General features: G+C 64.9%; 13 protein-coding genes. 6 read left to right on the top strand and 7 right to left on the bottom strand.

Translation table 11 applies throughout. The features are described from left to right. Positions 1 to 14: 14 nt before the first annotated feature. Positions 15 to 764: a DUF1906 domain-containing protein gene (locus QM588_RS15695; RefSeq protein WP_032365350.1), complete on the bottom strand. Its 750-nt coding sequence runs from the start codon at positions 762 to 764 to the stop codon at positions 15 to 17. Positions 765 to 990: 226 nt separating this feature from the next. Here QM588_RS15695 and QM588_RS15690 point away from each other — a divergent pair, with 226 nt between their 5' ends. Together QM588_RS15690 and QM588_RS15685 are read left to right on the top strand one after the other, a co-directional pair. Beyond that, on the top strand, positions 991 to 1,569 hold the full coding sequence (locus QM588_RS15690) for a TerD family protein (RefSeq protein ID WP_283314597.1): 579 nt from the start codon (positions 991 to 993) through the stop codon (positions 1,567 to 1,569). A gap of 123 nt (positions 1,570 to 1,692) precedes the next feature. Then, positions 1,693 to 2,514, top strand: coding sequence for a hypothetical protein (locus QM588_RS15685; RefSeq protein ID WP_283314593.1), 822 nt, complete (start codon positions 1,693 to 1,695; stop codon positions 2,512 to 2,514). 62 nt (positions 2,515 to 2,576) lie between these two features. Here QM588_RS15685 and QM588_RS15680 read toward each other — a convergent pair whose 3' ends face one another. Beyond that, complete coding sequence (locus QM588_RS15680) at positions 2,577 to 3,950, bottom strand: sialidase family protein (protein WP_283314591.1); 1,374 nt, start codon at positions 3,948 to 3,950, stop codon at positions 2,577 to 2,579. A gap of 190 nt (positions 3,951 to 4,140) precedes the next feature. Between QM588_RS15680 and QM588_RS15675 the strand changes: the two genes are divergently transcribed. Together QM588_RS15675 and QM588_RS15670 are read left to right on the top strand one after the other, a co-directional pair. Then, a complete protein-coding gene (locus tag QM588_RS15675) occupies positions 4,141 to 5,520 on the top strand; it encodes a wax ester/triacylglycerol synthase domain-containing protein (RefSeq protein ID WP_283314589.1) in 1,380 nt (459 codons plus the stop codon). Positions 5,521 to 5,593: 73 nt separating this feature from the next. Beyond that, a complete protein-coding gene (locus tag QM588_RS15670; RefSeq protein WP_283314587.1) occupies positions 5,594 to 6,466 on the top strand; it encodes a PE-PPE domain-containing protein in 873 nt (290 codons plus the stop codon). A gap of 6 nt (positions 6,467 to 6,472) precedes the next feature. On the opposite strand, the gene QM588_RS15665 is transcribed toward QM588_RS15670, so the two are convergent. The 5 genes from QM588_RS15665 to QM588_RS15645 form a co-directional block, all read right to left on the bottom strand. Beyond that, entirely contained in the window at positions 6,473 to 6,832 is a 360-nt protein-coding gene (locus QM588_RS15665) for a VOC family protein (protein WP_283314584.1), read from the bottom strand. A gap of 54 nt (positions 6,833 to 6,886) precedes the next feature. Then, complete coding sequence (locus QM588_RS15660) at positions 6,887 to 7,840, bottom strand: alpha/beta hydrolase (RefSeq protein WP_442972932.1); 954 nt, start codon at positions 7,838 to 7,840, stop codon at positions 6,887 to 6,889. A 75-nt stretch (positions 7,841 to 7,915) separates the two neighbouring features. Further along, on the bottom strand, positions 7,916 to 9,829 hold the full coding sequence (locus QM588_RS15655; RefSeq protein ID WP_283314583.1) for an alpha-amylase family protein: 1,914 nt from the start codon (positions 9,827 to 9,829) through the stop codon (positions 7,916 to 7,918). A gap of 153 nt (positions 9,830 to 9,982) precedes the next feature. Further along, a complete protein-coding gene (locus tag QM588_RS15650; RefSeq protein WP_283314581.1) occupies positions 9,983 to 10,522 on the bottom strand; it encodes a hypothetical protein in 540 nt (179 codons plus the stop codon). A 57-nt stretch (positions 10,523 to 10,579) separates the two neighbouring features. Next, positions 10,580 to 12,319: a helix-turn-helix domain-containing protein gene (locus tag QM588_RS15645; RefSeq protein ID WP_283314833.1), complete on the bottom strand. Its 1,740-nt coding sequence runs from the start codon at positions 12,317 to 12,319 to the stop codon at positions 10,580 to 10,582. A 71-nt stretch (positions 12,320 to 12,390) separates the two neighbouring features. On the opposite strand from QM588_RS15645, the gene QM588_RS15640 reads away from it, so the two are divergent. Further along, positions 12,391 to 13,764, top strand: a complete 1,374-nt coding sequence (locus tag QM588_RS15640) for an FAD-binding oxidoreductase (protein ID WP_283314578.1) — start codon at positions 12,391 to 12,393, stop codon at positions 13,762 to 13,764. A 35-nt stretch (positions 13,765 to 13,799) separates the two neighbouring features. Further along, on the top strand, positions 13,800 to 14,360 hold the full coding sequence (locus QM588_RS15635; RefSeq protein ID WP_283314577.1) for a DUF2716 domain-containing protein: 561 nt from the start codon (positions 13,800 to 13,802) through the stop codon (positions 14,358 to 14,360). Positions 14,361 to 14,378: the final 18 nt, after the last annotated feature.

Genomic DNA, 14,378 nt, shown 5'->3' with positions numbered 1-14,378 from the left:
TACACGGATGTTATTCAGACGATGTCGGCACCGGATTTCGACCACTGGCCGTAATCGGACTTCAAGACATTGTTGATATCCACTTTCACTCCACCCACCGTGTCCTTGTCGATACGAATCTGGTGAATGTGCGCCTCGGGATGCACGAACCCCTTGGGGGTCCCCCAATTGTGCTGCCAATACCACTGGCCCAGCCCTGCGACGGATGCCAATTCGATGGTCGGAGAATTCGCGTAGATACCGGTGTTCTCCGCTCCGATCACCGACTGCCACCCCAGGATGTACGGCGCGATGAGGGTGGCGAACTCGACGGCTGTCGGGTTGTCGTCGATCGATGCGTAGATCGGCCGATCGGATGGGCCACCGGCCGCCAGATGGAGCTCGAGTCCACGTTTCGCATGCTTGACGCCCGCAACGTACCCGCCTCGCCAATCCGCGGTGGCACCCTTACCGAACTGGTAGTTGGAAACCACCTCCAGGCCGGCCTCGGTGAGGGACTGCGCCTCCGACGCGGTCATCGGCTTGCCGACCATCCAGGTCGCGTCGGGACGCCGATCCGACACGTAGCGGACAGCTCCGAGATGGCCTGCGCTCTTGATGGCCGACGCCGACGGCACCCCTCCTGCGTAATCGACGAGCGTTCCCAGCCCCGCGTCGGCATGAGCGGTGGCCGAACCCAACGCGGCCAGGCCGACGGCGGCTGCGGAGCCGGCCGCGGCGTACTTGAACAGTTCACGTCGCGAAACCTGCACAAAATCTCCCATGACGTTCGATTGCCACGGCGCGCCTACGTAACGAAACGCGCCGTCACTGCTACTTTCCGATGTTTTGTCGTATCCCATCACAAACACATGTGCACCGCCAGCCCCACTGCTCACACCCCACCCGCGCGGCTCGTCGTTCACACATGCAACTCGAGCACCGCGCCCGCAGTCATGAATAGGGTGGGGAGGACGAAGCACGAACGACAGCGCGAAGGAGTGGTTGGACATGGGCGTAACACTCGCCAAGGGCGGAAATGTCTCGCTGACGAAGGAAGCACCGAACTTGACCGCGGTCACCGTCGGACTGGGCTGGGACGTTCGCTCCACCACCGGCGGAGACTTCGACCTCGACGCGAGCGCGATCGGCCTCGGTACCGACAAGAAGGCGCTGAGCGACAACTATTTCGTCTTCTACAACAACCTGCGCTCCCCCGACGGCGCGATCGAGCACACCGGAGACAACCGCACCGGCGAGGGCGAAGGCGACGACGAGAGCATCGACGTGGACCTTGCAGCGCTGACACCCGAGGTGGACTCCGTTGCATTCCCGGTGTCGATTCACAACGCGGACGCGCTGGGACAGAACTTCGGCCAGGTCGTCAACGCCTTCATCCGCGTGGTCGACAAGTCCGACGGCCGCGAACTCGCGCGCTTCGATCTGAGCGAGGACGCGTCGACCGAGACTGCGATGGTCTTCGGCGAGTTGTACCGCCGCGGTGCCGAGTGGAAGTTTCGCGCAATCGGTCAGGGCTACGCGTCCGGCCTGGAGGGCATCGTGCGCGATTTCGGCATCGACGTCGGCTGATCCAGGGTGCGCGAGTCCGTCTCGATTGCACAACGGTCTACAGCTGAGCTTGTGACGTCAAGATGATGTGTGGTGATATCAGCGCACCCGCAACATCAGCCACATAAGTCACAGGAGTCACACATGTCTCGTCGCCTCAGCCGTCTGGCGGGCGCGCTCGCGCTCTCCTGCGCGGCATTGCTCGCCGTTCCCGCCACTGCGGCAGCAGATCCGGCTCCCGCCGATCCGCTCGCCCGGGCGATCGCCGCATTGCAGGGGCAAGACGGTGCCTCGCTCGCCGCAGCGAATGCCATCGCCGACTCGCGCACCCCGGTCGCCGAGAACACCTCCGCAGACCCCTTCGCTGCCCTCGACGCGGCCAACAAGGCTCTCACCGACTTCGGCATCACGCCGTTCTTCTACCCGACCGCTGCGATCAACTGCGCCGCCACACCGGGCGCGCCGCTCGGAATCGTGCCGGGCGTCGCCGGTGGTGCCGGCGGACCGTGGCCCAGGCTGACCGTGCCGCCGATCGCCACTCTGCCCGGCCTGCCCTCGATCCCTGTTCCGGAACTCAACGCGGTGAACAAGGGCGAGACGATGTTCGCGTTCGTTCCGGCCGGCATCGTCAACGACTCGGCCGACAAGTCCGGCATGCAGGTGGCCTGGTTCAACGTCAACACCTTGCAGGGCGGCTTCGCCGACTTCGGCGGCCTGGTCACCACCATGGCCCAGTCGATCCTCGACAACTCCGGAATTCCAGCGGAGTTCAAGGACATGGCCCGGCCCCTCGTGGTCAACGCACTCAATGCGTTGCCCGCTGCCGGTGCGCGCGCTGTCCCCGTGCAGACCGGATCGGGAACCGTTCTGGCAGCGGTGTTCGGCACCGTGAACCACAAGGCAATCGACGGCTCGGACAAGAGTTGCTTCTTCTTCCCGACGGTTGGCCTGGTCAACGTCGCCTGACGCAGGACGAATCGAACGATCGAAAAGCCGTGCAGCTTTGCGCTGCACGGCTTTTCGCTGCCTCAGGAGCGATCGATGCGGCCGAGCCGACCCAGAACCGCCTGCATCTCGGTGCGCTGCGCGCGTGCGGCCCAGGGACGCAAGCGGTTCCGCCCTCGCATGTGCATGACCGCTCCGGTCACGAGATCTCCGTTGGGAGCGAACTGGACCCGCACCATCTCGTCGAGAGATCGCCCGAAAACGGAGCCGGGGAAGCCTCGACGGAACCCGTACGGAAACAATGGGGCATCGGGTTCGTTGTACTTCCCTCCGACGAAAACCGGACCGGCCGTGCGGAAATCACGACTCTGCGCGATGAAGCCGTGGAACGCGCGGCCGGCTTCACGGCCGTAGTACGAAATTCCGACTCGCCCCGATCCAGTGGCGGTAATCGCACCGAATCGCGCACCTCGCACTCCCGGAGCGGACACCACGACGGGTCTCGACCAGCTGTTCGCGCCGTCGGAAGACCACGAGGCGTGCAGCAATCCGTCCCGGTCCGGCCACAGGGCGTACAGGGTGCCGTCGCAGTCGACGGCGACCGACTCCGGCAGTAGGTATCGGGAAGCGAGCAGGAGAAGGTGCAACGGGTTGTGATATTTGGCGAGCGCCGATCCGGGGACTATGCGCACATCCCAGGTCAGACCCTCGTCGCGGCTGACCGCCACCGCGAAACGACGGCCGTATCGGCCGCCGATGTAGACCGTGCCGTCCGGGCCGACGACGCCGGTGCCGAAGGCGACGTAGTCCGTACTGGGCAGTCCCGGAATGTTTTTCGGGTCGATGTCGAACCCGCCGGCTACTTCCCATTTGGTCCCGCCGTCGTACGAACGCCAGATCACCTGGCGAGTGGCGTTGATCAGAGGTCGCACGCGGAGGGCGAACGGCGTGGGAGCGGACAGGTACGTCACGCGAGCAGATGACGGAGACGACGCGTCCGGTTCGGACACCCGCGGTCCGGCGAATACCTTGGCACCTGTCCTGGCCTTGGATGCCACTCTCCGGAAGCGCCACGTTCGGCCTCGGTCGTCGCTGATTCCGAGGTCGAAGCCCGATCGAAACATGCGCGTCGGTGTCGAGTCGACGCGACCGGCGGTGAGAAACAGCCGGTCGTCGGCATCGTCGAAGTACATGTGCGCTCGACGGCCATTGTTCACGGTGTCGTCCGGCACCGATGCTCGCCAGGATTGCCCGAAATCGGAGGACTGCAGAACTCCGACGCCGTCGACGGTGTATGCCGGGGCGAGAAATACGGTGTTGTCCGCGGCTGTTCCGAGGGTGCAGGCCGACGACCCGTATTCGGTGTAGGAGATGTCGGTGGCGTAGTCGGCCGAAGCTGCCGCGTTGGTCGAAAAGCGAAGCCCTGCTCGGTATCCCGACGCGACCCGCGGTGTCACGACACCCGCCCGCGGCGCGGGCGTCGTGATATCGGGGCGCGGTTGTGCATTGGATCAGGCTAGCGTCGATTCACGCAGAAAACGCCGAGGCCGATGCAAAAGTCCTGGGCCGAACGTCGTGACAGCTCACAGAACGAAACCGGTCTGTTTCGAGACAGTGGATCGGAGATGCACGCCTTAAGCTTCTGGTGTGCACTGCGCGTTCGCCGAATCCCTGTTGTCGGGCTCTGCACGTCTGCACCCGGTCGATGCGCACGCGTACTGGATGGCGTCGAAGGTTCCCAGTGACCAGTTTCTGCTGTACTGCTTCGAGGGAGCGCGCGAACCTCTGGAGTCCACGGTGCGGCGGCTGCGCGTTCGCAGTGCGGGTATCGAGGTGCTGAATTCACGAATCACAGAGGTACCGTTCGGTCTCGAGCGTCCGCACTGGACTGCGACGGACCCCGACACGGACACGATCACCGTTCACCCCAAACCCCGCACGTGGCAGGAATGCCTCGACGCCGTCGCGTCGTCGTTCGAGCGTCAGGTCGACCCGCGACACACGGTCTGGCATCTGCAACTGTATCCGAACGTGTCGGGAGCTCCTGCGTGTGACGGGGCGAGTCTTGTTGCCGTTCTGCAACTGTCGCACGCAGCGGCGGACGGAACACTGGCCGCACGAACTGCTCGCGAGCTGTTCGGTGCACAACCCGTGCCCTCCCGGCCGGTTACACCGACTGCGCCACCGGCACCCCTGACCGCCGCCCTCGCCGCTCTGACTCTGCCTGTCCGGGTAGTGCGCATGGCTCGCGCCGGCATCCGAGCGCGACGCGACGCACTGCGATTGGAGGAACACACCGCATCCGGGTCCGTCCCTCCTCCTGCCCGTTCTCGCACATTGACGACTCTCGACGTTGCGCCTACGGACCGGACGGATCTGCGAACGATCGTGCTACCCAAGTCGGCTCTCCAGTTCGCCGACACCTCGATCACCGTCACTGCGCTGACCGCCATTTCCGTTGCACTCCAACGGTTTCTCGGCGATTCGGACGATGCTTCGGCCGATTTCGCCGCCGAGGTCACCGTCGCACGGAGGGCTGCAGTGGGCGCACGCAACAACTTCGGCAACGTCGGCGTCGGCCTGTTTCCCGCCGAACCGGACCTACGGACTCGCAGCCGACTCGTGGCCGCAGACCTGGCCGAGCGCAGAGCGCGAGCAGGTCACCCGATGTCGTTGACAGCCCGCGCATCTCAGGAGGAGACAGAACGCCACGTCCCGGCATTCCTGGCTTCGTGGGGCGTCGCACAGTTCGATCCGACTGCGGTGCCGCCGACCGTCACGGGCAACACGGTCGTATCCAGTGTCTCGCGCGGTGCAGCAGACCTCACGCTCGGCGGCGGGCCCGTTCGGTTCACGGCAGGGTTCCCCGCCCTCTCCCCTGCCATGAGCCTCACGCACGGCGTGCACGGAATCGGAGACACCGTCACGATCAGCGTGACGTCCAACCGAGCGGCCCTACCGGATCCTGATCGCTACGAGAAACTTCTGCGCGATGGCCTCGACGACGTACGTGCCGCGCTGAGCTGAACGCGTCACTGCCAGACAGTTCTCAGCATTTGTCGGGCGTTCGGCTCAGGTTCGTCGACCACACTCGGTAACCATGAACCAGGAGCAGGTAACCGTACTCGCGGTCGGCGGCACCGGCGAATCGCGACCGGCCGACCATCGGACCCGCGTCACCGGTCTCCTGTCGGATGTCGTCGGCGCACTCGACGATCGCTTCGTCGGCCGCTGGGTGGGCTATCCGGCGTCGTACGGGCCCGTGGCGTTCGGCGGACTGAGCTACCGGCACAGTACCGAACTCGGAGTTCGTCGCCTGCGTCGCGCGATCGAGAACACCACTGGGCCTCTCGCTCTGATCGGATATTCGCAGGGAGCTACGGTCGTCCGCGAGGTACTGGGCCTAGTTCACGACGGAATCGTCGACGGCAGCCGCATCGTCGCGGCCGGTCTGGTTTCGGATCCACAGCAGCCGGCCGGTGCGGTGCCCGGTTGCACCGGCCGCGGGGTCGCCGGCACCGGGCCGGCTCTGCCGGAGTCGATTCCGACCCACTGGATAGCTTTCGCGTCGGACATGATCTGCAATGCCAGCGACGACAGCTTCGTTCGCGACATCGCCGACCTGACGCGCTGGATGTCCTTTCGCACACCCAAGACCTGGTTACGCGAACTCTGGCTGCTTGTGCGCAGCAACAACTTTCAGAACGCGACTCGAACTCGCCTACGACCGGCCCAGTGGGCGAAGGATGTTCGACGCCTCCGCACCGCAGCCACCGAGGTGGCCGGGTACCTGCCCACGTCGCTCGGCTGGAGACGATGGGTGTGGACCAACTCGGGTGGCGGTCGCCACATCGCCTACGCGTCGGAGCCGTATAGAGGCGACCTCACCGGATGCCAGGTTCTCGCCCGCTGGCTCGGTGAGCAAGAGGATCAGCGGCTCGGCCGAGCTCTGCCGGCTGCGCAGGTCGCGTAACGCAGATCAGTCTCGCTTGCAGAGACAGAAGATGTGACCGACCGGGTCTCGGTACACCCAGAACGACCTGTGCGCATCGTCGATCAACGTCGCTCCGGCATCGACGACGAAGTCGCGGGCCTGTTCCATCTCATCGACGACGAAATCGAGGTGAATCTTGATGCCGTCGTTCGGCCAGTCCACCGGGGTGAAGTCGGGAGCCTTCTGGAAGGCCAACCGCAGTTCGCCCGGACCATGGACGACCACCCAATCTCCGTCGTCGCGCACCGGTTCCCAGCCGAGGATCGTGCTGTAGAACCGGGCGAGCGCTGCCGGATCAGGACAGTCGAGAACCGTGTAGTCCACGGCGATGACGGGTGCATTCATGTCGGAATCGTAACGAGGTTCACCCGGGTCGGACCATCGATTACTCGCTGCCGATCAACCGCCGACTGCCGGGGCAATGGTCTCGAACCACGCCTCGTGCAGATGCTGCTGCCAGTGGTTCCACCAGTGCACGCCGGTGCCGGTGATCTTGACGTTGGGTCGACCGCCTGCGGCCTGCAACAACGGAACGAATGCTCGGCTGCTCATGCCTGCGGCAGTTTCGAGCGGCACCATCTGCGCGAACTTGACGGGGTCGAAGCGGCTGCTGGCCGGGTTGAACACCGGGTCCGTAGCCGGTGAGCCGCTACCCGAGGAGACGAAGACTGCCGTGTTGCGCAACGCGCCGACGTTGAGGGACGGGTCGTTGCGGATCCAATCCGCGGAGGGCCAGGTTCCCCACATGTTGCGCGCGTTGCCGCCCATCTCGCCGACGGCGACCGAGATGCCCTGAGCGAATCCGGGGCTGCTGGCCGTCGGGTAGCCACTGAACGACGCCACCGCCTTGTAGAAGTCCGGCCGGTGCGCGGCCAGGTTCAGTGCCGAGGTGCCGCTCATCGACAAGCCGGCCACGGCGTTGTTGACGTTGTCGCTACCGAAACGATCGGCCATGAAGGGCGGCAATTCCTGGGTCAGGAACGTTTCCCACTTCACCCGTCCGAGCTTGGGGTCGTCGCGCTGCCAGTCGGAGTAGAAGGTTCCGCCGCCGCCGAACGGAATGACCACATTGACGTGCTTGTCGGCGAAGAAGCTCTCGACGTCTGTTTCGATGAGCCAACCGCTGTTGTCCTCGGGCGCACGCAGCCCGTCGAGCAGGTACAGCGTGGGTGCGGGGCCGCCGCCGGCAGCTCGGAGCACCTTGATCGGGATGTTCTTGTCCATCGACGGCGAGTAGACGTAGACCAGCTCGGAGTCGGCTTTCGCCACACCGGTCCCCATCAGCACCGTTGCCATCGTGGCGACCATGACCGCTACCAGAGCGAGCACCGCACTTCGTAACCGACCGCGCATCGAGATTGTCCCCTTGTTCGTATCCAGCCCCACCGTCCCGGGGAGGGTAACAGCTCGGTCACGGTAATGCGTCCTCTAGCGCGACGGGCTGTCGACGATCCACCAGGCCGCGTACGGCGGCAGCCATACCGATCCGTTCTCGTCGACGGCCAGGTCGTGCTGCGAGAGCACCTCCGCAGGGGCCGGGATGCCGAGCTCGATCAACTGCGTATGGGGGAACGGGCGGGGCTGAGAAGTGACGTTGTAAAGCCCCACCAGGGTGCCGCTGGGATGGCGTCTGCGCACCACGAGCAGACCGTCGTCGGAATCGGTCTGGACGTCGACCGGCGCCTCGGCGTGCAACATCGGTAGACCGGAGCGCACCTTCGCGATACGAGCGATGCCGTCGAACACTCGCTGGGCGTCGCTCCCCTGCTGAAATCGGCCGGCGCGGTCGGCGTCGGTGACGCGGGGTCGATGCACCCACCTGTTGTCCTCGGCATGAGCCGGTTCGTCGGCCCAGTTCGGGTCTCCCGGGGAGCCGAGCTCGTCACCGCTCCACACGACGGGAATGCCGCCCCATCCGGCAATGATGGCGTGCGACAGAAAGATTCGTCCGAACGCGCCGTCGGGATCCAGGCGGGCCGGGCCCAGACCGGTGAGCGCGGCTGCGGTTCCACTGATCCGGCGATCCCCGGTGTCCGGGTTGTACTGGAACACAAGCCCTTCGGCCCAGGAACCGTCGAACTCGCCGGAGTACCAGTCGGCCAGAAAATGCCGATGGCCTGCACCCGACAGTCCGAGTGACGCCGCGTCGCCGTCGTCGATGGCCCAGCCGATGTCGTCGTGGCATCGCACGTAGGTCACCCAGGTGCCACTCGGTGGCGTCGGCGGTAACGACGCCAGGGCATGACGCGCCAAAGCCGTACTGCCCGTGGCCAACATCGACCAGACCTGCACCATCAGCGAGTTGTGATAGGCGATGTCCGATACTCGCCCGGTGTGTCTGCCCTGCCCCAGATACGGCAACAGATCGCGTGGTCCGACGATTGCCTCGGCCTTGAAGAGCGTTGCCGGAGCGGCAAGGCGAGCGGTCGCTCGGAGAGCCTGGGTGATCGCATGCACTTCGGGCTGGTTCTGGCAATTGGTGCCGAGCCGCTTCCACAGGAATGCGATCGCATCGAGGCGAAGCACTTCCACCCCGAGATTGGCCAGGTGCAGCACGATGCTCGCGAACTCCTGCAACACAGCCGGATTGGCCCAGTTCAGATCCCACTGCCACTCGTTGAACGTCGTCCACACCCATTCGCCGAGTTCGTCGTCGAACGTGAAGCTGCCCGGCGCGAAGTCCGGAAACACCTCGGGGAGGGTGCGCTCGTAGGAATCCGGGGTCGTCCGATCGGGGTAGATCAAGAAGTAGTCGCGGCACACGGGATCACCGGCTCGCGCCTCGACAGCCCATTCATGTTCGCGAGCAACATGATTGAGGACCAGGTCGACCACCATGCTGATACCACGTCCGCGCAGGGTTTCGGCGAGTGTACGCAGATCCTCGTTGGTGCCCAGATCTTCGCGCACCGCGCGATAGTCCATCACCGCGTAGCCGCCGTCGTTGTCGCCCGGCCGCGGTCGAAGCAGCGGCATCAGATGCAGGTAGGTGACACCCAGATCGGTCAGGTGGTCCAGTCGTTCACCGACTCCGCGCAGCGTCTCGCCGTAACGGTCCACATAGCAGGCGTAGCCGAACATGTCCGGCTGCTGAAACCAATCGGGTTCGAGCAGTCGACGCTGATCGAGTCTGTGCAGATCCTCGGACCGCTCCGCGTACGCCCGGGCGGCGATCTCCACGAGCGTGGCAGCCACTGCATCAGGCTCGGGGTAGACCGCCGTGACGGCGTCGTGCAGATCGGGAAACCACTGTTCGAGGCGAAGCTCGAACGTCTCGCGTCGATGGGCGGGCAGTTCGGCGAGGATGTCGCGGGTGACGTCTGAGACCGTGGTGTGCGCCATGGACTCATCATGGCATCGAGCAGTCTCGGCCGACGCGCATACATCCGGACTGCCTGGGGTGCCGGCGCAGCATGTCATTGCCGAGCCGCCCGGTGGACACGATTCTCGACAGAGCCGTCGTGCGAGTCGACCGAAATCGAGATCTGACGTCGTTTACGGCTCGACTGCCGACCGCTTTCGCCCACCGACCACGTTCCGAACGAGCATCAGCAGAGTCAAGCTGGTACCCCAGCCCAGCATGCACAGAATGACGCCCACACCTGACTGCCCCGTGACGTCGGTGCTCGCGTCGACGCAGAACGCCGTCGAGAACCCAGCGGTCGTACCCAGCGCAGCGACGTGTCCGCCGGTATTCGCCCATCGCGACAGATGCGCGGCCAGCAGGCACAGCAACACCACCGTCGCCCCGCACGCCGCCACTTGCCAGGACGGGAACGCATTCGGGGCCGGGAGACCCGGCCCACGGAACTCGCCCCGGTAGTCGGCAGACCAACTCAGCCACCCTGCACACGCGACGAAACCCGCTGCGACAGCAATCGATCCGGTGGCCCATAACCCCATCGATCCCTTCCCCGGCCCCTCTCGCAGTCTCGAGAACAGAGCCCACAGAAGGAGCGCCCAGAAGGTCGACGGCACGCCCACGAAAACGAAGACTATCCACAGAAACTGAGACCAGGAAAAGTCGACTGCCATGACCCGACGCTATCCGACTCGGCGCGCGCCTGGCCGATGCGAGGATGCCGATCGACATCACAGACCCAACAGGTCGGCCGATCTGCGCAGTCGCATCAGAACCTGAAGATCGAGAGCATTGTCGGGGTCGCGCCAGTGCGTTCCGATCAGACGGTCGATCGCGTCGAGTCGTTGATAGAGCGTGTTGACATGCACCCCGAGAGCCGACGCGGTTGCCGAATGATGGCGTCCACGCGCCAGATACGTCGAGAGTGTCTCCATCAGCGGAACCCCGCGCTTGTTCTGCTCGGCCAACAGCGGACCCAACTTTTCCTGCGTGAGTTCGTCGAGATGTTCACGCGCCAAGTGGCTGAGCAGAATTCGATAGATTCCCAGCCCACGCGCCGAGCAGGCTTCCCCCTCGCGGCCGAGGGTGACCAACACGTCGACGGTCTGCCGCGCTTCCCGGTAGCCCTTTGCCAGCGCCTCGGGCCCGATGCCCGGCTCGGAGATTCCGACGGTGGCACCGCCGAGGAACATCGGCGTGACCGTCGCAGAATCCTGCGCAGGCACCACCACGATCAGGCTCGAACCTTGCTCCGCGACAACAGATCCTGCCGGAAATCGACCGAGTTTCGCTCTCGACGCACCCTGTGCGACGGCGACACAGTAGGACGTGTCGGGGGCAAGTCCGGCCAAATGGAGTTGTCGCCGTTCGGCGTCCGGAGTGGACGCCGGGTGCGAGAGCAGGTCCACCAGAAACGCATCCTGGGCGCGCCGCGCGGAATCGGCGGCGGCCCGCTCCTCGGCGAGTGACAGGGCCACTGCAGGCGCGGCTCGATCGAGCAGCAGACGCGTCCTGGCATCGTCCGGTCCGATCGAGATCAGCGCGCCGAGGAATTGACCGGCTGCTGCCACCCGATGAGCCGTCATCGACGTCAACGACACGGTGTCCTTGCCGTCGCCACACATGCGTAGCAGTTCGTCGACTTCCGCCGAGTGGACGGCCAGTGCCGCGGGAACCGCAGCGGCATCCGGAACGAAGTACGCCGGACGCTCGGTCAATACAGCAATCTCGCGAACCAGTGTTCGCACGCCGCCGCCGCGAAGGACCACCTGGGTCAACGTTCGGTCCCACTGCAGTGTCTGTTCGAGTTCGGCTGTGCGTTCGGATAATTCGGCATTCAGCGTCTCGAGCCGGTCGATGGTCCGTACGTTCTCGATGGCGATGGCCGCGTGCGCTGCCAGCGCCGAGAGCAGGGCGATCTCACTGTCTGCGAAGTCGCGTTCCTGGCGCTTGCATGCAAACAGTGCGCCGATCACTCGATCGCCCACTCGCAGCGGCACGCCCAGCAGACCGCGCATGTTCTCCGAGCGGGCCGCGCTGTCCGCACCGGTGATGTGCTGGAACGCCGGTTCGCTCTGGTAATCGGGAGTCCACGACGGCGACGCACTTCGCACGATGAGTCCGACGAGCCCCGCGTCCTGTTCGAGCCGGAGGCCGACGAGTCGGGGAGTCATGGCTCCGCTGGTGACGTCGATGACGAACTCGTCTCCCTGCACAGATCCCATGTAGGCGAGGTCGACACCGAGAAGCCTGCGTGCCTGATCGACGACCTCTTGGAGAAGAGCACGGTTGTCGCGCACCGTCGTCAGTCGCACGGCGATGTCGTTGAGTGCCGCCAACTCCGTGCTGCGTTGACGTCGCTGATCCAGCAGGGCGCGGAGCCGCAGAGCTGCGTGCGCCTCGGCACCCGGAAATGCCTTCCGGTGCTCGTCGAGACGATCGATCGACGCGTCGTCGAGCAGAAGTTCCATCCATGACTTCTCCGCAGACATAGAGAGAACCTACATTGGCCGAGACCCAGCTCACAGCTAGAGTCGAGAACATGACGCTCGTCGAACAACTGTCCGCGGCCTTGCCCACCGATCGCATCGTGGTCGACCCGGACGTCATCGCCTCCTACCAGCACGACGAGGCGGAGTGGGCCCCGTATTCTCTGCCCGTTGCCGTGGTGCGTCCCCGGACCGCCGAGGAGGTTCAGACCGTCGTTCGAGCCTGTCTCGCCCACGGAGCGCCCATCGTCACTCGCGGGGCGGGTACCGGTTTGTCCGGCGGAGCCAACGCCACCGAAGGCTGCGTCGTGCTCGCGCTCGACGGGATGGACACCATCAAGGAGATCGACCCACTCGAGCGCTATGCCGTCGTCGAACCCGGAGTCGTCAACGATCACCTCAGAGCAGCCGTCGCAGAGCAGGGCCTGTGGTATCCGCCGGATCCGGCCAGTGCACCGTGGTCGACGATCGGCGGAAACGTCGCCACCAACGCCGGTGGGCTGTGCTGCGTCAAATACGGCGTCACCCGCGACTACGTCATGGGAATGCAGATCGTCACCGGTACCGGAGAATTGGTACGACTCGGGCGTAAGACCGCGAAAGGCGTTGCCGGCTACGACCTTGCGGGTCTGATGGTCGGATCCGAAGGCACGCTCGGCATCATCACCGAGGTGACCCTGAAACTGCGTCCGCTGCAGGATCCGCAACGGACCGTTGCCGGGTACTTCGATTCGATCGTTGACGCCGGACGTGCCGTGGCCGCAGTGGCCGCCGCCGGATTGACGCCGTCCGCGCTCGAGCTGATCGACAAGCAGTGCCTCATCGCCGTCGACGCCTGGAAGAACATGGGGTTGTCCGTCGAGGCAAATGTGGTGTTGCTCGGGCGGATCGACGATCCGGGCCTGATCGGAGACCAGCAGGCCGAGAAGATGCTGACGTGCTTCGACGAGGCCGGAGCCACGTGGTCTGCGGTATCGACCGATCAGGAGGAGGCCGACGCCCTGTTCTCGGCTCGGAGGTTGGCCTACCCCGCGATGGAACGACTGGGACCGGTGTTGACCGAGGACGTCTGTGTGCCGAAGAAGCATGTGCCCGAAATGCTTGCGCGTATCGAACAGATCGGCCTGCGATACGAAACGACCATCGCCAACATCGCCCATGCGGGCGACGGAAACCTGCATCCGCTGCTCATCACGCCGCACGACGACATCCCGGCCCGCGAGCGTGCTCAGGCCGCCTTTGCCGAGATCATCGACGCTGCACTGGAACTCGGAGGAACCGTCACCGGCGAACACGGCGTGGGACTGCTCAAGATGGACGGACTGGCGCAAGAGCTGGACCCCGTTGTCCTGGACATGCACCGCTCTGTGAAAAAGGCACTCGATCCACACGGAATCCTGAACCCGGGCAAAGTATTCGCGTCCTGACATCGCTGGTTCCCAGCCCCTGGGACGATAGACCTATGACTACCAAGATGACCATGAACTTCGGCTCGAAGTTGCCCATCGGGTGGACCGAACTCGACCGAAGCGTGACATCGGAGCATTGGTCGCTGTTCGACCGCAAGTTCGGGTTTCGGCCCGGGACCGAACCTGATGCGTGGCCGGCCATTGCCGAGCCTGCCCCTTCGATGACATTCGACCTCGACGCACACTCCGTTCGCACGATGGCCTCATGGTCCGCGAGAGTCGACGCAGTCAATGCGGAAGCCCTGCGCTGCTTCGTCACCGAATTTGCGGACGACCCCACATTTGTGGTGCTGGACTGGCAACACCCTTGTTACAGCTTCGATGCCCAAGCGCACGCCGCCGCGGCCGAGAACGCCGAGTGGCGAGTACCCGTCTACCCGGACGGCGACTACTACATCTTCGCCCGCGACGAATTGACCGAGGGGACCTTCGGCCACCCGTGGGAACGCACCTTGTGTGTCTTCGGAACCCGCATGGTCGCCACCCTCGGGCGCACCTTGGCGACGTGGCTCCCCACGATCCGGGTCGACGGGCGACGGGTCGCGGATCGATAGCACGATTCGCTCGGCGTC

The organism is Rhodococcus sp. IEGM 1354 (genome assembly GCF_030056855.1).
Taxonomy (GTDB): Bacteria; Actinomycetota; Actinomycetes; order Mycobacteriales; family Mycobacteriaceae; genus Rhodococcoides.
The sequence above is the reverse complement of the archived record's forward strand: the minus strand, read 5'-3'. Positions and strand labels throughout refer to the sequence as shown.

Excerpts from the sequence above, each read along its gene's own strand:
- QM588_RS15695 (WP_032365350.1), bottom strand. The coding sequence starts at position 764 with ATGGGAGATTTTGTGCAGGTTTCGCGACGTGAACTGTTCAAGTACGCC.
- QM588_RS15690 (WP_283314597.1), top strand. The coding sequence starts at position 991 with ATGGGCGTAACACTCGCCAAGGGCGGAAATGTCTCGCTGACGAAGGAA.
- QM588_RS15685 (WP_283314593.1), top strand. The coding sequence starts at position 1,693 with ATGTCTCGTCGCCTCAGCCGTCTGGCGGGCGCGCTCGCGCTCTCCTGC.
- QM588_RS15670 (WP_283314587.1), top strand. The coding sequence starts at position 5,594 with ATGAACCAGGAGCAGGTAACCGTACTCGCGGTCGGCGGCACCGGCGAA.
- QM588_RS15665 (WP_283314584.1), bottom strand. The coding sequence starts at position 6,832 with ATGAATGCACCCGTCATCGCCGTGGACTACACGGTTCTCGACTGTCCT.
- QM588_RS15660 (WP_442972932.1), bottom strand. The coding sequence starts at position 7,840 with ATGCGCGGTCGGTTACGAAGTGCGGTGCTCGCTCTGGTAGCGGTCATG.
- QM588_RS15655 (WP_283314583.1), bottom strand. The coding sequence starts at position 9,829 with ATGGCGCACACCACGGTCTCAGACGTCACCCGCGACATCCTCGCCGAA.
- QM588_RS15650 (WP_283314581.1), bottom strand. The coding sequence starts at position 10,522 with ATGGCAGTCGACTTTTCCTGGTCTCAGTTTCTGTGGATAGTCTTCGTT.
- QM588_RS15645 (WP_283314833.1), bottom strand. The coding sequence starts at position 12,319 with ATGGAACTTCTGCTCGACGACGCGTCGATCGATCGTCTCGACGAGCAC.
- QM588_RS15640 (WP_283314578.1), top strand. The coding sequence starts at position 12,391 with ATGACGCTCGTCGAACAACTGTCCGCGGCCTTGCCCACCGATCGCATC.
- QM588_RS15635 (WP_283314577.1), top strand. The coding sequence starts at position 13,800 with ATGACTACCAAGATGACCATGAACTTCGGCTCGAAGTTGCCCATCGGG.